This window comes from Bacillus sp. K2I17, from assembly GCF_002209985.1.
In the GTDB taxonomy this organism is placed as follows: domain Bacteria; phylum Bacillota; class Bacilli; order Bacillales; family Bacillaceae_G; genus Bacillus_A; species Bacillus_A wiedmannii.
In genome coordinates, this window is record NZ_NJGF01000003.1 from 65709 (window position 1) to 85468 (window position 19760).

Annotated in this window: 19 protein-coding genes; 5 read left to right on the forward strand and 14 right to left on the reverse strand. The window is 35.8% G+C overall.

From position 1 onward, the window contains the following. Positions 1 to 59: 59 nt before the first annotated feature. Entirely contained in the window at positions 60 to 911 is an 852-nt protein-coding gene (locus CER22_RS05500) for a formate/nitrite transporter family protein (RefSeq protein WP_048545034.1), read from the forward strand. A gap of 27 nt (positions 912 to 938) precedes the next feature. On the opposite strand, the gene CER22_RS05505 is transcribed toward CER22_RS05500, so the two are convergent. The 9 genes from CER22_RS05505 to CER22_RS05545 form a co-directional block, all read right to left on the reverse strand. Further along, on the reverse strand, positions 939 to 1250 hold the full coding sequence (locus tag CER22_RS05505; protein WP_048545036.1) for a cyclic-phosphate processing receiver domain-containing protein: 312 nt from the start codon (positions 1248 to 1250) through the stop codon (positions 939 to 941). A gap of 14 nt (positions 1251 to 1264) precedes the next feature. After that, positions 1265 to 1987, reverse strand: a complete 723-nt coding sequence (locus tag CER22_RS05510) for a prepilin peptidase (RefSeq protein ID WP_000495730.1) — start codon at positions 1985 to 1987, stop codon at positions 1265 to 1267. Positions 1988 to 2099: 112 nt separating this feature from the next. Continuing rightward, the gene (locus CER22_RS05515; protein ID WP_088608356.1) at positions 2100 to 2810 is read right to left on the reverse strand and encodes a LutC/YkgG family protein; all 711 of its coding nucleotides are present in this window, start codon (positions 2808 to 2810) and stop codon (positions 2100 to 2102) included. Next, positions 2810 to 4231, reverse strand: coding sequence for a LutB/LldF family L-lactate oxidation iron-sulfur protein (locus CER22_RS05520; protein ID WP_088608357.1), 1422 nt, complete (start codon positions 4229 to 4231; stop codon positions 2810 to 2812). The genes CER22_RS05515 and CER22_RS05520 overlap by 1 nt, the downstream gene beginning before the upstream one ends. A gap of 16 nt (positions 4232 to 4247) precedes the next feature. Beyond that, positions 4248 to 4967 carry a (Fe-S)-binding protein gene (locus CER22_RS05525; protein ID WP_000869144.1) on the reverse strand — a complete coding sequence of 240 codons (720 nt, stop codon included), beginning with the start codon at positions 4965 to 4967 and terminating at the stop codon, positions 4248 to 4250. Positions 4968 to 5135: 168 nt separating this feature from the next. Then, positions 5136 to 5825, reverse strand: coding sequence for a FadR/GntR family transcriptional regulator (locus tag CER22_RS05530; RefSeq protein ID WP_255256195.1), 690 nt, complete (start codon positions 5823 to 5825; stop codon positions 5136 to 5138). A 227-nt stretch (positions 5826 to 6052) separates the two neighbouring features. Next, positions 6053 to 7453: a sensor histidine kinase gene (locus CER22_RS05535; protein ID WP_000494801.1), complete on the reverse strand. Its 1401-nt coding sequence runs from the start codon at positions 7451 to 7453 to the stop codon at positions 6053 to 6055. 3 nt (positions 7454 to 7456) lie between these two features. After that, complete coding sequence (locus CER22_RS05540; RefSeq protein WP_088062562.1) at positions 7457 to 8128, reverse strand: response regulator transcription factor; 672 nt, start codon at positions 8126 to 8128, stop codon at positions 7457 to 7459. Continuing rightward, a complete protein-coding gene (locus CER22_RS05545) occupies positions 8121 to 9095 on the reverse strand; it encodes a YncE family protein (RefSeq protein ID WP_088608358.1) in 975 nt (324 codons plus the stop codon). Before CER22_RS05545 ends, CER22_RS05540 begins: the two co-directional genes overlap by 8 nt. A gap of 136 nt (positions 9096 to 9231) precedes the next feature. On the opposite strand from CER22_RS05545, the gene CER22_RS05550 reads away from it, so the two are divergent. From CER22_RS05550 to CER22_RS05565, 4 genes are all read left to right on the forward strand, one after another. Next, complete coding sequence (locus tag CER22_RS05550; RefSeq protein ID WP_088062558.1) at positions 9232 to 10347, forward strand: CdaR family transcriptional regulator; 1116 nt, start codon at positions 9232 to 9234, stop codon at positions 10345 to 10347. A 117-nt stretch (positions 10348 to 10464) separates the two neighbouring features. Beyond that, a complete protein-coding gene (glcD, locus tag CER22_RS05555; protein ID WP_088062557.1) occupies positions 10465 to 11877 on the forward strand; it encodes a glycolate oxidase subunit GlcD in 1413 nt (470 codons plus the stop codon). Then, on the forward strand, positions 11874 to 13202 hold the full coding sequence (locus CER22_RS05560) for a (Fe-S)-binding protein (RefSeq protein ID WP_088062555.1): 1329 nt from the start codon (positions 11874 to 11876) through the stop codon (positions 13200 to 13202). Before glcD ends, CER22_RS05560 begins: the two co-directional genes overlap by 4 nt. Before the next feature lie 464 nt (positions 13203 to 13666). Next, complete coding sequence (locus CER22_RS05565) at positions 13667 to 14524, forward strand: CAP domain-containing protein (RefSeq protein WP_088608359.1); 858 nt, start codon at positions 13667 to 13669, stop codon at positions 14522 to 14524. 40 nt (positions 14525 to 14564) lie between these two features. On the opposite strand, the gene CER22_RS05570 is transcribed toward CER22_RS05565, so the two are convergent. The 5 genes from CER22_RS05570 to CER22_RS05590 form a co-directional block, all read right to left on the reverse strand. Further along, the gene (locus CER22_RS05570; RefSeq protein ID WP_060489453.1) at positions 14565 to 15170 is read right to left on the reverse strand and encodes a DUF1648 domain-containing protein; all 606 of its coding nucleotides are present in this window, start codon (positions 15168 to 15170) and stop codon (positions 14565 to 14567) included. Positions 15171 to 15261: 91 nt separating this feature from the next. After that, complete coding sequence (locus CER22_RS05575; protein ID WP_087984791.1) at positions 15262 to 16185, reverse strand: RluA family pseudouridine synthase; 924 nt, start codon at positions 16183 to 16185, stop codon at positions 15262 to 15264. Between the two features lie 100 nt (positions 16186 to 16285). Then, entirely contained in the window at positions 16286 to 16702 is a 417-nt protein-coding gene (locus CER22_RS05580) for a hypothetical protein (protein ID WP_060489448.1), read from the reverse strand. Positions 16703 to 16803: 101 nt separating this feature from the next. Next, complete coding sequence (locus CER22_RS05585) at positions 16804 to 18996, reverse strand: MMPL family transporter (protein WP_088062553.1); 2193 nt, start codon at positions 18994 to 18996, stop codon at positions 16804 to 16806. Positions 18997 to 19105: 109 nt separating this feature from the next. Next, positions 19106 to 19753: a phosphatase PAP2 family protein gene (locus CER22_RS05590; RefSeq protein WP_000727812.1), complete on the reverse strand. Its 648-nt coding sequence runs from the start codon at positions 19751 to 19753 to the stop codon at positions 19106 to 19108. Positions 19754 to 19760 lie beyond the last annotated feature (7 nt).

A 19760-nucleotide genomic window follows, 5' to 3' on the forward strand; every position in this document is an offset into this window, starting at 1 on the left:
ATGTACTTTATTCATATAAGGAGTATTTATAGATGATGTACTAAAGGAGCGTATTACTCATGCTAGAGCAAGGAATAGATTATGTTGTCAAACTGGCTAAGAGCAAAAAACAAATGCTAGATACAAACCCGATGCAATATTTCATTCGTGCCGCACTTGCGGGTATTTATATCGGTTTTATTATTGTACTATGTTTTAAATTAGGTAACTTTTTTCACATTGCAGATTCACCGGCAACTTATTTAGCTGCTTCTATGTTTTTCGGAATTGCCCTCGTACTTATTATATATGGCGGTGCTGAATTGTTTACTGGAAACACAATGTACTTTACTGTAGCAACTTTAAGAAAAGAAACAACGATTTCTGATACACTTCGTAACTGGGTCGCTTGTTATGCAGGGAATTTAGCTGGAGCTTTATTCTTTGCCTTACTATTTTATGCAACTGGAATTTTCGAAGCAATTGATCACGGCCATTTCATGAATAAAGTAGTAGAAGGAAAAATGAATACACCTACAATGCAATTATTCTTTAAAGCAATTTTATGTAACTGGCTTGTATGTCTTGCGTGTTTCTTACCTTCTCAAGTTAAAGGTGATACAGCAAAAATTATGATGATGATGCTACTCGTTTTCACATTCTTCTTATCTGGTTACGAGCATAGCATTGCAAACTTATCACTGTTTGCTCTATCTTTAGTTTCACCGCATCCGGAGACAATTTCTTTTGCAGGTGCTATTCATAACTTAATTCCAGTTACAATCGGTAACATTATTGGCGGGTCCGTCTTTGTCGGCATGGTATACCATTACTTAACAAAGAAAGTACCTGACGTGAAACAAGAAGAAACTGAATTAGTAGCGGCTCAACAAGAAGAAATCATTCCGTTACAAGCACATATGAAACATTAAAAACTCCAAAGTAAAACTTTGGAGTTTTTAGCTCCCCACATATTTAACAACAAGGTGCGGATTAATTTCGCCTTCTTCCTTTCCCTTATTAATTCTCTGTTTCATCTTGTGCATACCGATGACATCATTCGTATGAAGGTGAATTTCATTTACATATAAACCCTCTTTACAAAAAGCCTCTACAAAATCTAATCCATTTCTTTTCCCCCATCCCATATTAAAATCAAGGGAAAGAATATTCACATCATAATCCCGAACCATTTGCAAGGCACATTCTACTGTAGTGGCGGGCACATACCCGTACGGACAACTTCTTTGATCATCCATATATACATTCATGTTCTATCCTCTCTCTATTTTGTATACGTGAACAACATGTAACATATTGCCCCAAGGCTAATAAAAGGACCGAACGGAATTTGGCTCCTCATTTTCATACGTTTTAATACTATACCAACTCCAAAGAAACAAAGACTAAAGCAAGATGCTAAAAATAAGATCATAAAAATCCCTTTCAGTCCCACTATAAATCCAAGTAACGAAAGTAATTTTATATCTCCTCCACCAAGCCCTTCTGGATATATCTTTTGCATGCAATATAACAAAATGAATATAACGCCACTACCAACTATACTATCTGTCCAAGTCACTAACGGCACAAAAACACATTCTAAAATGAGTAAACAGGCAAACCAAGCTAAAATACGATTGGGGATTAACATATATATGTAATCTGTAACTGAAATAATAAGAAGTAGAGAAAAAAGCGATAAAATGATGATAAGCTCCCGTTCCACCCCAATCATATATACAGTAAGAAGAAATATCATTCCTGTTACAAGTTCAAATACTACGTACAAAATTGAAATTTTCCTCTTACAATTCGTACAACGTCCTCTTTGTATACAAAAAGAAATGATTGGAATCAATTCTTTTGGCTTTAGCACATACTTACAATAATGACAATGTGAACGCGGGGTAATGATAGACTCACCAAGTGGTACTCTCATCGCAATTAACATAAAAAAAGAACCAAACACCATCCCCACTAACAATGCATATAAATAAGTGAACATCCCTTCCTCTCCTTTCCAGAAGAACATAGCAAAAAAAGGAGAGAAATTCTACTTCATATTATTTCTATTCTATTAAAAAAGCAGGCCATTTTCTGGCCTGCTTTCCCCTCTTTTATACGATGAAATATACTGCTTTTAATGGTCCGTGTACTCCGACAACAAGATTCATTTCAATATCTGCCGAGTTACTAGGTCCTGTAATAAAGTTAATACAAGATGCTACTGCCTCGCCATTTTCTACACGTGTGTTCATATCCTGAACTGCTTGTGTAATACGAGGCACAAGTGTTTCACGTGGAATAATAGCAAAGTATACAGTCGGTAAAAAGTGTAAAGAACGACCTTGGCCTTTATGACTTTGTACAACAATCGTACCAGATTCAGCTAAAGTATAATCACTAAATGCGATTCCAATATTCGCTCTTTCTGCGATACGCATATTCTCTTCTTTTTTCTCAGGATCCCATACATTCACTTCAACATTTTGCTTTGGAAGCTCTTCTTTAAATAAAGAAGTCAATCCATAAGAATCAAAACGTTCGTCTGCCGATAACATAATAGGTCCCCCGCCGTTTTCCACGATTACTTTTTGAATATCTTCACGTAAATGGTCGTTTGTCGTTTCTACTACAGTTGTATGAATGTTTGTACATTGATTTTTAAATACTTCTAACAATTCTTCTTTTGAATAATCTTTTAGCGTTTCTACATTCACATTACTTTTCCATGCTGGACGCTTTACGCCTTCCGTTTTCCGCTCACGTCCAAGTTCTTTTGCAATATTATCTAGAAAGGACTCACGGTTTTGAATTAATCCTGTCATTATTTGTCCCCGCCTTTCTTATGATCTTTATACCAATCACGGAATCGTTCTTTACTTGGAGCCGGGAATTCACGAATATCTGTCCAGTTTTTAAGTGGCCCAACACCTTTTGATACACGGTTGCCCGATGTAAATGGACTCATTGCTGCTGGCGCCATTTTTGATCCCATTTTATATAAAGTTGCTGAAGATGCACCCATACTAAACATTTTCATTGCTAATTTTTCTGCAAGTGGTGCACGTCCTTCTTGCTCAACAATTACTTGACGATGTTTTAATAATAAATCATGCAATGGTATTTTTACTGGACAAGCTTCTGTACACGCTCCGCATAAACTAGAGGCATATGGAAGCTCTTTGTAATCATCGTATCCACCTAAAAGTGGTGTTAATACCGCACCGATTGGTCCTGAGTATATAGAACCATACGAATGTCCACCAACGTGACGATATACAGGACATACGTTAACACAAGCAGCACAACGAATACATTGCAATACTGAGCGGAATTCAGACCCAAGAATTTGAGAGCGGCCATTATCAACAACAACTAAGTGGAATTCTTCTGGTCCATCTACTTCCTCTTCTTGGATTGGTCCCGCTACAGTTACATAACTTGTTAATTTTTGCCCTACTGCACTACGACATAGTAAACCAACTAAAACATCTAATTCTTCCATTGTCGGAACCATACGTTCCATACCCATTACTGCAATTTGAGTTTTCGGAATCGACATAACAAGATCGGCATTACCTTCGTTCGTTACTAAACAAAGAGAGCCAGTATTTGCAACTGCAAAGTTACAACCTGTCACACCAATTTCTGCATCCATAAATTTCTCACGAAGTTGTTTACGAACAAACTTTGTCATTTCATATGGATCATCAGAATTTTCATAGCCAAGCTTTTCTTTAAATACATCACGAATTTGCGTTCTGTTTTTATGAAGTGCGGGCGCAATAATATGTGAAGGTGGATCGTTATCTACTTGCAAGATATACTCTCCTAAGTCACTTTCTAACACTTCACAACCAATCTCTTCAAGGGCATGATTCATACTAATTTCTTCAGTTACCATTGATTTTGATTTTACAACTTTCTTCGCTTGTTTCTTTTTTGCAACGTCTTGAATATACTTTGCTGCTTCCTCTTTCGTTTTCGCAAAGTACACATGTCCGCCTCTTTTTGATACATTTTCACTTAACTGCATTAAGTAATAATCAAGATTTTCTAACGTATGTTGGCGAATTTGTTCACCTAGTTCACGCCACTCTTCCCAATTTCCTAATTCTTCCGCTGCTTTTAAGCGATTCGTATATAAGCGCGTTTGCGCAGAAGATACTGCTCCGCGCATAAAAGAATCTTGAATTCCATCGCCAACGCGATCATTAAATTTTTTCTCACTGATTTTCATAGACATAGCTTATGTTCCCCCTTCATGAGCGACTATTTAGTACCTCAGCAATATGCATTACTTTTATTTCTTTTCCTAAACGCTCAATACGTCCGCCAATGTTTAACAAACACCCACAATCTGCACCGATTAAATAATCAGCACCTGTTTCCATTGCACTATCTACCTTCTCATCTACCATTTGCTCAGAAATTGGAGTCATCTTCACTGAAAACGTTCCCCCAAACCCACAACAATTTTGTTCGTTTGGCAGTTCTCTCACAGTTAATCCTTTTACATTTGATAATAAAATTCCTGGTGCCTCTTTTACTCCAAGCAGGCGTGTCATATGACAAGATTTATGAATAGTAGCTATCCCTGGTAAGCTTGCACCAACATCTGTCACTTTTAAAACATCTACAATAAATTGTGTAAATTCATATGTTTTATCAGCAACCTTTTGTGCACGTTTAGCCCACTTCGGATCATCTTTAAAAACATGCGGATACTCATGAAACATTGTCGCACAAGAACCAGATGGTGTAACGATATATTCTGCATCTTCGAAAGTTTCAATCATATGTTTCATCGCTTCTTTTGCTGCTTCTACATGGCCGCTATTATAAGCAGGCTGACCACAACAAACTTGTGCTTCTGGAAATTCAATTTCACAACCTAAACGCTCCAACACTTCAACTGTTGCTTTGCCGACGTTTGTTTCAAACATATCGACTAAACAAGTAACAAATAAAGTAACTTTCATAATTATTACTCCCCCTTTTTACAACTCCACCAATAAACGTATGGTCATCAGATGACTAAGGAAAGAAGAAGTAGGCTCAACCATGGCCTATCCTCTCCCTCTTCTAAAGAAAACGCTTACTTAATCTTTCTCTATTTTATCAAAAAATTTGATTTTTAAAAGATTAAATTACGAATTTATATCGTTTTTACCTGTGACAATATGTTCTACATTTGTTAAATGATCTAGCATTGCTTGCTGCGCTAATTCTACATCTTGCTTTAACACTGCATCATATATAACTTGATGCTCTTCTATAAGTCGTTCTGATGTTGTTTGTTCACCATATAAAATAATGCGTCTTGATTCACCAATCGTTTCAGCAATCATCTCTGAAACATGATTCATGAGTTCAAGCAAAATGTTGTTATGCGAAGACTCCGCAATTCCCATATGGAACTGAAAATCTGCTTTTTCGCCAGCCTTTTCATCTCCAATGCTCTTTACCATTTCATCTAACCAATGCTTCATATTTTGCAAATTATCTTCCGTACGTTTTGCCGCAGCTGCTCGAACTGCCCCCACTTCAAGCACCTTTCGTACTTCTAATAAGTTTAAAATATCTTCTTTTTTCATTAATAATTTATTGTTTAATGATTTTGTTAATGAAGAAGAATCGAAATTCTTCACATATGTACCTTCTCCTTGTTTCATCTCAATTAAGCCCATTGCTCTTAGCGCACTTAGCGCTTCACGAACAGCAGATCTACCCACTTGAAACTGCTCAGCTAATTGATGTACAGGAAGTAGTTTGTCACCAGGTTTTAACGTACCATTTTTAATCATTGTTAAAATAGCTTCAGATACTTCTTCGTAAATCTTTTTCGGTTTAATAGATTTGTACTCCAGTTAAATCACCTCAGTATCTTCCAAACAACAATTGAAACGATTTATAAGAACTTTGCATCATAACTATTTTAGAACGAATTGGTAAGAAGTACAAATGTTTTGTTCATAAAATCGTCAAATTTTTAATATTTATTTGATATTAATTTATATTTATTCCTCTATTCATTGCACTCATGAAGAAAAGCATGTCCTTCACCTTAGAACATGCTTTCTTCAACTTGTATTTTCAATTTAATACTAACCGTCGTTCCATGCCCTTTTTCACTTTCAATTCGCCACTGTCCATCATGTATATGAACAATTTGTCTGACAATGGCAAGGCCTAAACCTGTTCCACCATGTTGACGACTTCTCGCTTTATCAACGCGGTAAAAACGTTCACCAAGATTTTCTAAATGCTCTGTTTCAATACCGATTCCTGTATCTTTTATGTTTAATTCACAGTAATCATCTATCTGCCTGAGTGTTATCACAATATCCCCATTTTGATTTGTATACCGTATCGCATTATCTAACACGTTATGAAGCACTTGTTGCATACGATCCTCATCAATCATTACAATGATTTCTGGATTTAAATTTGTTGAAATACGAATTTTCTTTTCTATAAACTTAATCTCATACGTATCTAACACATCTTCAATCAGTTGTGAAAAAACGATAGGTTGTTTCTTTAACGGAAAATGTTCACCTTCTAATTGTGCTAAATCTAATAAATCATGAACGAGACGCTGCATACGACCCGCTTCTTTATGAATGAGCTGTGTTACTTTTTCCTGCTGTGGTCCCTTCGCTACACCATCTAAAATAGCTTCACTATATCCTTTTATATAACTAAGCGGTGTTCTTAGTTCATGCGAAACGTTAGCTAAAAATTCCTTACGCTTTACGTCTTCTGTCTCTAAAGAATTTGCCATTTTATTAAATGCTTTTCCTAATCGTCCAATTTCATCTTCGGAAGAAATTGTAATCCGTTCTGAGAAATCTCCCGTAGCCAAATGATTGGCAACTCGTTCCATTTGCGAAAGCGGTCTCGTAATAGCAATAATAATCTTTCTACCAATCCATATTGTCAGTAAAGTCATAGCAAGTGCTAATGGTGCTAAAATAAGGCCCATATCATATATTAAGTCTTTTATACTTTTTAAAGGAATATAAGAATATACAATGCCAACTAACTTTTTATTTTCTAAAACAGGGATGACAACCCCCATAATATTTCGGTCAAAATGTTCCTCATACCCTATCTTTGTCACAGTTTTTCCATCTAATAATGCTTGCCTGTCCCCTTCACTTATAAGAGAATGATGATGCACATCAAAAGGTAAACACGCGCTTAAATCACGCGGATTAGATACGAAAAGAACATCTGAACTAGATATTTGATCAAATGCTCTTACTTTCTCTTCAAAAGTTGCTATTCCTTCACGCTTATCATATTGCGCAGCAAGACGTTTCCCTTCCATTACTAATGAATCTTTTAAATTATCAACGTATAGTTTTTCATACGAGTATAAAGATACAAAATAAAGAAAGGAAACTGTTACACATACTGCACATACTACTGTAAGCCAAAGCTTCTGTACCATCGTAAACATACGTTACACCTCAAATTTATAGCCTACACCCCAAACCGTTTGAATGTAGTTTCCACTTTCTCCAAGCTTCAAACGCATCGTTTTCACGTGCGTATCCACTGTTCTTGTACTTCCGGCATAATCATATCCCCATACCTTTTCCAGCAATTGTTCCCGGCTAAATACTTGTCCCGTATGTTGGCAAAGAAAATAGAGTAAATCAAACTCTTTTACTGTAAGAGAAATCGGCTCACCATCAGCCTCAATCTTCCTACTTTTTTCATTAATAAGTATCGGTCCAAACCGAATCTCTTCTTGTTGCTCTTGCTTTGTATAACGTCTTAGCACAGCTTCCATACGAGCAATTAGTTCTCCAGGACTAAAAGGCTTTACAATATAATCATCTGCTCCCATACGCAAGCCGTTCACCCTATTCCACTCTTCACCTTTTGCTGTTAAAAATATAATTGGTACATCCGACGTTTTTCTAATTTCTTTACAAACTGAAAGTCCATCCATCTCTGGCATCATAATATCTAATACAACGAAATCATAATGATCAGTCTCTAATTTTTTTAGAGCCTCTTTTCCATTTTCAGCTTCTCCCCACTCGTATCCGAAATTATCTAAGTACATTCCAACAAGCTGCCTCATATCACTTTCATCATCTACAACTAGCACCCTATATTTACTCATTGTCCTTCCCTTCCCTCTCTATGAGTTGAAACGGCCCTTTTCCGACTTTAATTGTTCGTTTTATTTTCAAGCTCTTCATATCCATGACACACACTTCATCACTATCATAGCTTGCTACGTATCCTTCTGCTCCGCTCTTCAAAAATGCAAATGGATTCGATCCTACTTCTACAGAAGCCACCTCTTTATACGTGCTAACATCAAACTTTCTAAGCGTATTCGAACCGTGACTTAATGCATATACATTCTCATTATCCTTCGTTATATTCACAGGCATAAACGGAGCATGTAAAGAACGTACCATTTCTCCGCTCTGCAATGAATACACTAATACTTTTTCATTGACTTGATTTCCATCACCATGTCCGCCAATCCATATTTCTTTCCCATCTGGGCTAATTGTCGCTCCCGTTGATGCTGGGGGAATCATAAAGGATTGTATCACTTCTTTTTTCTTTGTATCAATGGTCGTTAGCTTCGTATCATAAAAGTTTAATACAGATAACTGGTTATCGTGCTCTACCATCGTAATTGGTCCTTTTCCTGTTGATACACTCCCTGTCTCTTTCCCTTTTATCGTAAAGAACCTTACCTTTTGGGCAGTTTGATCGGCAGCAAATAATTGTTTTTTATCCTCGGATACAATCACATTTACAATGCCTTTTCCCGTTTTATATTTGTCCACTTGCCTTCCTTCTGCTAGTGAATATACATACATGTACTCTAACTGCTTGCCATATACAAGTATGTCCTCACCGTTTGGAAGTAGTGCAACTCCTGCCATTGGTTCATTAAGTTCCCATGTCGTAATTAACTTTTTAGTTTTTTCATCAACAAAACTAATACTACCTTCTTTTATATTCGTTGTTATAATAACACTTTTATCTTTAGCAATCGGTGTATATGAACTTCCTTGACACCCTACTAATAGAAATAAAAAACAGAGAAGAAAAACATACTTTCTCAAAAGATTCCCTCCATCTTCGGATGATTTCGTTATAATTGTAAAATAACAAATAAATGTGTGGAAAGTGTGAAATTTTCCTTTCTTACTTCATTTACATATATAATGTACAACAAATAGAATTTGAGGTGTGCAAATTATGCTTTTTCCTGATTTAGCGAATAAAATTGTACGAGAAGTACGCAGATTAATTAAAGAAAATATCATTATCATTAATATACAAGGCGTTATTATCGCAAGTACAGATGTAGAAAGAATCGGCCAATTTCATGAAGGTGCACTCCGATGCGCGAAACAAAAGAAAACTGTCATTATTACAAAAGAAGATGAACGACGTTTGCAAGGCGTAAAGGCGGGTATGAACCTCCCCTTACTATTTCATGACGAAGTAATTGGTGTCATTGGAATTACAGGCGAACCTGAAAACATTTCACAATACGGAGAAATATTACGTAAAATGACCGAACTACTCATTCACGAAAACTACTTTTTAGAACAACTAGAACTTGAACACCGTTCTTATGAAGCATTTGTCTTTGATTGGCTTCAAAATACAGACTGGTCTCCAAGCTTTCTCGATCGCGCAAAAACACTTGGTATTGATTTATATAAGAAGAAACAACTTATTTTGTTCTCTATCGATCAAAATGACACAATGCTTCAGCGTAAGATTTGGCAACACGTACGCAATCTATTAACAAAGGAGCATCTATTTGTTCGTTGGGGAAATGATCGATTCATTTTATTTACAGCCACAAACTCCAAAGAGCAAACGTATCAATTTTTAAAAAGATTAAAACAAGACTGTGAAACTTTGTTTTCTATTCCTTTATATATTGGGATTGGACAATCCGTTACACCAAGCAATATGAACTTATCGTACGAACAAGCATTACAAGCTCTTTCCGTATCACTTGAAACGAAAAAAATTGTATTTAATGAAGATTTACGTTTAGAAATGTGCTTACAAGATATTTCTGCTGAAACGCGGGAACAGTTTCTAAGGCGTACTATCGAAAACTTACTATCATCTCCTGAGCTTATGCACACTTTACGCTTATTTATTGATTATAACCAATCCTATAAACAAACAGCTGAACAATTACATATACACATTAACACATTGCATTACAGACTTAAAAAGATTGAGGAGCATACAGGACTTGACCCGAAACAATTCAAAGACTTAAACATTTTATACTTCTCGCTCCTCTTATTAGATAATCAAACAAAAAAGAATGATAAAAAAGATTAATCTTTAGATGATTATACATAGAAAGAATCCCTCAACTTTTTTATCATTATAATGAAAGCACTGTTACAACGTTTTTTATGATGACTAAATACGTTAACAGTTTGAGGGGGATTTCCAATGTTAGAAAAGCAAATTATTCATTCATTCGTATCCATTGTTGGTGAAGATAATGTAGATACATCCAATATGGGGCGTTTAACGTATAGTTATGATGCCACTCCAAACTTCCAAGCAATGCCTGATGCAGTCATTGCTCCTCGTAATACAAATGAAGTAGCTGAAGTGTTAAAAATATGTAACACTCACAAAATTCCTGTATATGTTCGTGGTTCTGGAACAAACCTTTGCGCGGGGACATGTCCACTTGAAGGCGGTATCGTCCTTATCTTCCGCCATATGAATAACATTTTAGAAATTGATGAAGAGAATTTAACAATTACTGTACAAGCTGGTGTAATTACACTTGATATTATTAAAGCGGTAGAAGAAAAAGGTTTATTTTATCCACCAGATCCAAGCTCGATGAAAATTTCTACAATCGGCGGTAACATTAATGAAAACTCAGGTGGATTACGCGGATTAAAATATGGCGTAACACGTGATTATGTGATGGGTCTTGAACTTGTCTTACCAAATGGCGATATTATTCGTACTGGCGGTAAATTAGCAAAAGATGTAGCCGGTTACGATTTAACTCGTTTATTTATCGGTTCTGAAGGAACACTTGGCGTCGTAACAGAAGCAATATTAAAACTTGTTCCTATGCCTGAAACGAAGAAAACGATGCTTGCACTATATGAAGATATTAATGAAGCTGCACGTGCTGTTTCTTCTATTATTGCAAATAAAATCATTCCAGCGACACTTGAGTTTTTAGACCAGCCGACAATTGAAGTAGTAGAAGAGTTTGCACAAATCGGTTTACCAACTGATGTAAAAGCAATTTTATTAATTGAACAAGACGGTCCACCTGAAGTTGTCCATCGAGATATTGAAAAAATGGCTAACGTTTGCCGCTCTATGAATGCAGTCGATGTTCGCATTGCAAAAGATGAAGCGGAAGCAGATGCGCTTCGGACAGCTCGCCGTAGTGCACTATCAGCACTTGCAAGATTAAAACCTACTACAATATTAGAAGATGCAACGGTACCACGCTCACAAATAGCTCCGATGGTTGAAGCTATTAATGCCATTGCAAAAAAATATAATATTCCTATTTGTACGTTTGGGCATGCTGGCGATGGCAACCTACACCCAACTTGTATGACAGATGCTCGTAATGAAGAAGAGATGCACCGAGCTGAACAAGCTTTTGCTGAAATATTTGCGAAAGCAATTGAACTTGGTGGCACAATTACTGGTGAACATGGTATTGGTGCGATGAAAGCTCCTTATTTAGAAATGAAATTAGGTAAAGAAGGTATTGCTGCCATGCAAGGAATTAAACAAGCCTTCGATCCAAATAACATTATGAACCCTGGCAAGATGTTCGCGAAAGACACTCGCAAAAGAGTGGTGGTTGAGCGATGACAACATTAAATAAAGAAAACATTCAAAAAGAATTTAAAGAAAGATTAAGTGAAGATGAACTACTAAACTGTATGCGATGCGGTTTCTGTTTACCTACTTGTCCTACTTACATTCAATCTGGATATAAAGAATCACATTCACCACGAGGACGTATTGCATTAATGAAAGCGGTCGTTGACGGTTTAATTGAACCAGATGAAGATGTTGAAAATACATTGAATGTTTGCCTTGGCTGCCGTGCTTGTGAACCTGTTTGTCCATCAGGTGTAAATTACGGACATTTATTAGAAGAAGCTCGTAATATTATTAATCAAAACAAAAAGTTCTCGGTGCCAGTGAGAGCCGTTCGTAAAGTCGTTTTTGAAGGGCTCTTCCCGCATCAAAATCGAATGAGAACATTAACAGGGTTAATCGGATTTTACCAACGTTCTGGTTTACAAACACTAACACATAAAATGGGTATTATGAAGTTATTCCCTGAAACACTTGCAACAATGGATCTCGTTTTACCAAAAGTCCCTAAAATGAAAGCAATGAAAGATCGTCCTGCATTTTTACCTGCTGAAAGTACAAAAAAGAAACAAGTTGCATTCTTCACAGGCTGTTTAATGGATACGATGTTTTTAGAAACAAATAACGCAACAATGAAACTTCTTCAGTTAGCTGGTTGTGATATCGTTATTCCGAAAACACAAAGTTGCTGCGGTGCATTACATGGGCATGCTGGTGAAAAGAGCGGAGCGAAAGAATTAGCGAAACGAAATATAAAAGCATTCGAAGATTTAAATATTGACTATATTATTACGAATGCAGGTGGTTGCGGAGCTTACCTCGTAGACTACGATTATCTTTTAAAAGATGATCCACAGTGGGCTGAACGCGCAAAGCAGTTTGTTTCTAAAATTAAAGATATTACTGCTATTCTAGTAGAACTAGATTTCCATAAACGAAATGACTTACGACTTCCATCGCAAATTATTACGTATCAAGACTCTTGTCATTTACGCAATGTTATGCGAACATCTTCAGAACCTCGTATGTTACTAGAAGCAATTCAAGGCGCAACATATCGTGAAATGAAAGATGCGGATCGCTGCTGTGGTTCTGCTGGTATTTACAATATTGTTCATTCAGAACTATCCATGGAATTTCTAGATTATAAAATGGACCGTGTACATGAAACAGAAGCAGCAACTATTGTTACTGCAAATCCAGGTTGTCTACTACAAATGAAATTAGGCATTGAACGAGAAGGACTTTCTCATAAAATGAGAGGAATTCACATTGTAGATTTATTATTAGAAGCAATTGAAACCAACTCGTAATAACTCGTAACATACGTAATAATAGGAAAACGGCTATCTCCTTCGTCTATGTAAAGAGATAGCCGCTTTTTTGTCCGCTACAATATTAAAAATATGTTACTTTATTATAAAAAAGAACAACAGATACATTACAGTTTTGTAAAAATCAATCCAGTATATTCCTAAAAAAACTCTCAAACCATTGATACAATAGGATTCTTCATTTTCTGTTTAGGTAAATTCATCCAAAATACCCCTCTTAAAACCAAGTATAAAAATGCTGAAAATTCCTTTTATACTCTATGTTTCTCTTATTTTTCCTCTTTTCCCCTCTTAGGATAAATTAGGTAAATTTTAAGTCTATGAATTTTTTTCCATCTTTTTTCTCACAAAATCTATGCTACGATGAATTTGTCAGTCAGACAGGCTGTCAAAAACAAATCGTGTGAAAACAAATTAAAACTTTATATAGGGGGACACACATCATGAAAAAGCGTGTTTTATTATCTGTAGCTGCTGCAACGGCTCTTACTTTAGGAGTATCTTCTCTAGATGCACAAGCTGCAACAGTACAACCATCTAACGTAAAGGTTCAAAATATTCAGCATTCAAAAGTGATGATGAAGCAAATGAGCCAACAAGAATTACAAGCATTCTTACAATCTATGGGCGTGGAATCATTAGCACAATGGCAACAAGGAAACTTCCAACCAAATTGCATTATTCCTGGTCAACAACCAACTGAAAATGTTGTAACTGAGCAACCAACAGCTAAGCCAGAAACTCAAAAGCCTGCTGAGCAAAAACCAGTTGAACAAAAGCCTGCTGAGCAAAAACCAGTTGAACAAAAGCCTGCTGAAGAAGTTCAAAAACCAGAAGCTCAAAAACCTGCTGAAAACAACAATACTCAAAAACCAGCTGAACAAAAACCTGCTGAGCAAAAGCCTGCTGAAGAAGCAAAATCTTTAAGCGAATTCGAACAACGTGTTGTTGAATTAACAAACGCTGAACGTGCAAAACAAGGCTTACCAGCACTAAAAATCGATACTGAATTAAGCAAAGTAGCACGTGTTAAATCTGAAGATATGCAGAAGAATAACTACTTTGATCATAACAGCCCTACATACGGGTCTCCGTTTGACATGATGAAGAAATTTGGTATTTCTTATACATCTGCAGGTGAAAACATCGCTCAAGGCCAACGTACACCTGAAGAGGTAGTACAAGCTTGGATGAACAGTGCTGGACACCGTGCAAACATCTTAAATAACGGCTTCACTCACATCGGTGTTGGCTATGTAGAAAGCGGCAACTACTGGACACAACAATTTATTACGAAGTAAATAGATTAAAAGAGTCTTCTCATAATGAGAAGACTCTTTTTTATGTTTCATAACTTTCTATTATGTATGAGTATAAAATGTAAAACATGAACAAAATAGAACCACTACTTATTACACTAAGTAATACATAAAACCCCCACTTCAAGTTCAAAAATAATGAAAATAATATACTACATGCCATCATTTGAAAAATCCGCCTACTCACTAAACGGATCTTTTGTAATTTGATTGGGTCTTTTTCCGTACTCTGAACTTGTTTAAACAACTTACTAAGCATAAAAAGAAACATACTAATCCCAATTGTTAGTCCTGTTTGAAAGGATATCATACTTCCAAAATTAATAAAGAGAATGAGCATATGGATAAACAACATAAATAAAGTAATCGTCTTTAGAAATCCACTTATAATGACATGCTCGCCTTCATTAAACTTATATATATTATGTGAAATAATATACATCAACCCATGTAAAAAAATAAGAAAAAAAGGAATAAATGCTATAACAACTTGTTTACTCATAAAATCGTTCGGCCCACCATTTTCATCCCAATGTACAGCCATCTCATTTGGTAAATATGGATAGAGGCATAGAGTAACTAAAAGACAAACGAAAAATATTCCTAGTATGTATTTATATTTGACCAAGCAATTCTCACCTCTCTTTTCTCTTAACGGCTTCGCTTCTTTTAGAGAAATTCCTGCAAGAATCTACTTTTCTCAAATTTAAACTTACACTTTACGCATTCATTCTTTGAAATTCTTTCATTGTATCATTTAATTTTGCAGGGAATGGTACATCCACTTCGATCTCTTCTTTCGTAATTGGATGTAAGAAGTTTATCTTCATCGCATGTAATGCTTGCCTGGACATATATTGCGTTTGTCCACCATATAATACATCCCCAACTAATGGATTACCATGATAGCTCATATGAACACGAATTTGATGGGTTCTACCTGTTTCTAATTGTAACGTTACGAACGTAACATTTTGGTTTTTAAAATACTTCTCTACTTTATAAAATGTGATAGCTTGATCTCCCTTTGGAGAAACACGTCGTCTCGTCGCATGATGGCGATCTCTTCCAATAGCTGCGTCAATTGTTCCTTGCTTACCTTTTACTTTCCCTTCCACAAGCGCCGCATATGTTCTTTTAATTTTTCGTTCCATTAATAAACGATCCATAATTGCACCAGCAATTCTATGCTTAGCAAACACGACACCACCTGTCGTATCTTTATCTAACCGATGAATATGACGAACCTTCGTCTCTAAACCTTGCATTTGAAAATGAAAAGCAACAAGGTTTGCAAGTGTTCCCATCCCACCTTTTTCCGCAGGATGCGTATCCATCTTCTCAGGCTTATTTACGATGAGTACGTGATCGTCTTCATATACTACATCTAATTCACCATATTCAGGATCTACATCGTATTCTTCTTCCATAAACATATGCACTTGTAACTTATCGCCTTCTTTTAAAAGCTCATTCCATCTTCTCTGTTCTCCGTTAACGGTAATACCTTTTTCCATACGAAGCTGATGTAACAACTTTTTCGGTATTTCCCATTCTATTTTTAATAACGAATCAATACTTATGCCATTCCATTTCGCTGGAACAGTAATTTCGCACCATTCGCCCTTCTTCTTCGTTTCCATACTGTATCACCTTATTTCTATTGATTCTCTCATTGTAACGGAAAACACAATTTGATGCACCGTCAAAAATAGAGGCCAGTCTTATAGTAGACTGGCCCCCTCACGCTCTACGCCGTTTCATTTCCTGCAATACTTCTTCCGCTTTTTGCTCATACGATAAATCTTTAAAGAAATCCGCCAATCTTTTATAATCATTATACGTATCTAATAAGTCATCAATTTTTTCTACTTTCATCACTTGTTGTTTTTGCTTCATTTTTACTGGATAACGATAGCCCGATACCTCTTGTATTTTGTAATACTCATCCTCTACTTGAATGACCTTTACAAGTTCCTCCTCTTCCGCATCCATCGTATACCCATCAAAATCTCTAAGTAATTCATAAATGATATGAGTCCATTCATCTTTTGGATAATATCCTTTTTCTAACCGATAACCGACAATGCGATACATATGCCCATCGTTTTCTGCAAACTGTACTGTATCATTTAGCTTAAACTTAAAATAACGAAACATTGCCTTCACCTACTTATATGTAATGTTCTTATCACATACTATTTGCAAAATGTAGGTCTTGCTATTCATAAAAAAATACTCATCTATAAGATGAGTATTTTTTACGATGATTTTTCTCTTTTCTTTCGGAATGGTAACCACCAGTTCCAATCTCCAAACAGTTTCATTAAACTTGGTACAAGCATAAGACGAATAATTGTTGCATCAAGGAATATTGCTAATGCAACACCAAGCCCCATTTGCCGTACTGGTAAAATATCAGTAAAGGCGAACGCACCTGTTACAACAATCATAATTAACGCAGCTGATGTAATGATCCTACTTGTTGACACAAGTCCTTCTAACGTTGCTTGATCATTATCTCCTGTTTCTTCATATAACTCATGAATACGTGAAATAAGAAAAACTTCATAATCCATACTAAGCCCAAATACGAGACCAAAAATAAAGATTGGTAAGACAAATAGAACAGGACTCGCTTCTAAACCAAAATGCCCACCTTCAAATAACCAAACAACAATTCCAATTGTTGCGCTTAAACTAAGTATATTCATAATAATCGCCTTAATTGGAATGAGTATAGATCGGAATGCAAATAATAATATAACAAAGGTCGATCCAAATATAACAGACATACCAATTGCAACTTTATCTTTAATTTCATCTTCTAACTCTTGTTGGAACGTCGTCATCCCGCCTAAATAATACGTAACATCTGTTTCTTTATAATTTTGTTTAAAATCACGAACCCACTGTTTAGCAGTTTCAGTACGTGGTTTTGTTTTCAAAAAGATTTCTATCGTCGTCTTATTTCCTTTCGTATACGCTTCAAATATAGGAGCTAGTTTCGCCGCTTCTGGCGACTCTAACATTCCAGCAACTTGATCTGCTTTCATACGAGTTAACCCGTCGTATAAACTTCTAACTTCATATACTTTCTTATCATCTTTTAACTTTTGAACGACTTCTTCTATCTTTTGTAAACTTTCTTTTTCTTTCATATCTTTTTTCGTCTCTACTACTAACGTAACATCAGCGTGTTTTTTTGCAGTTTTATTAAATGCCTCTTCGTACTTCTCATATGCAATTCTTGTATCACTTTGTTTAGGTAGAGCTTCTACGTCAGGGAACTGCAAATTAGCTGTACGTAACGGTAATAAGCAAATAACAATAAATGTTGTAACAATAATAATCATTGCGATTGGATGTTTCATTACAAATTGCGCAAATTTGCGCCAAGCCTTTGCCGGCGTATGTGCTACTTGATTCTTTTTTAATATTCGTTTCCCAATTAATGATAATAGCGCTGGGAGAAGTGTGAGTGAGAATAAAATACTCATAATCACAACAATCATTCCGCTAATTGCGACAGACTGAATATAATCGATTTTAAAGAAAAACAAGCCAGATAATCCAACAAATACACATAATCCTGAAAATACGATAGCGCGCCCTGCTGTTTGATATGTAATTGCTATCGCTTCTTTTACCGCTCGCTTTGCAACTTCCTCTCGAAAGCGATTTACAAATAATAGTGCAAAATCAATAGATAGCGCAAGTCCAATCATCGGTGCAACATTTAACACAAAGATAGATAGTTCCTTATCGCTACCTATAAAGTATAATATGCCCATCGTACTAATAACACTAAGCGCCCCATTTACAATTGGTAAAATAGATGCCAAAAGACTACCAAATGAAAATAGTAATACGAGAAATGCAATTGGTAACCCAATCATCTCCGCTACTTTTAAATCATTTTGCGTTCTTTCATTAATCTCTTGATTAATTTTTGGAAACCCTGTAGGCGTTACTTTTAATGCGGCATTACTTTCCTTTTCGATTTTATCAGCAAATTGCAATGTCTTTTCCATTCGTTCTTTATTTGTTTTCCCGGAAAATAAAATTGTCGCATAGCCGATATCATCTTGTAACATTTCTTTATTTTGCACTGGGTGATGGAAAGATTCATATGTCTCTTTCTCTTGTACATTCTTTACAATTCCCTCTACTTGCTTTTGAAATTCCTCATGTGAAGCACCCTTATTTTTTTCAAAAACGAGTAGAAGTGTGTCTTGAGACCTCTTAAAATCTTTATCTAAAATTTCTTTCGTTTTTTGATAGTCCCCTTCCGTTTGGAAACCATCACCGCCTAATACTCCCGGCAGCTTTGGAGCGAAAATACCGAGTGCGATCGCAACCAATAGTAATGCTACAATTACTGTATAACGAAACTGATACAAAAAAGCTCCTAATTTCCCCCACTTATCTACTTTATGTACATTTGTTTTCACACATTTTCACCTACTTTAAATAATTCAATTGTCATTTATACTGTATCACATCTTCGTACAAACAAAAAACGTCTGGAAACACTATAATGATAGTTTTTCCAGACGTTTTTTATCTCTCTTTATTAAGTCCCAATCTCTTGGTAAGTAAACGATGGCAGTAAATCGCCATAATTAACAAAATACCACCTACGCAATAACCAGCTAAAATATCAGTTGGATAATGTACATTTAAAATAACTCTACTTAATCCAATCGATACAATTACAATTCCCATCAAAATCGTTATAACATATTTTCCAGTTACACTCTTCAAATTTGCCGCAATAATATAAGTAAGAAACCCGAATGTCATAATAGATAACATTGCATGTCCACTAGGGAAGCTATACCCAAGCGCATCCAACGTTTCATTTAACGATGGGCGCTCCCTTTTCACAATTTCTTTTATCCCTTTATTAACAAGATGTGTTATTAAAATGCCCATTGGATACACGATCATCGCAGCATAATAACGTTTTCTCCAAAAAACAAGTAAACTTATAGCCAGCGTAGTTACGATCCCGATAGCAGAACCTAATTTTGTATAGTGTGAGAAAAATGTAAGCGAACCTTCTGTTTGTAATCCTTTTACTAATGCTCGGACATATGTATCCATCACTGTAACGCCACCCGCATGTACGCGCCAAGCAACAATGCCAAATACAGCAAGTAATAAAACGATACATACTACCTCATATTGATGCAACTTCTTTTTCAAGCGATTT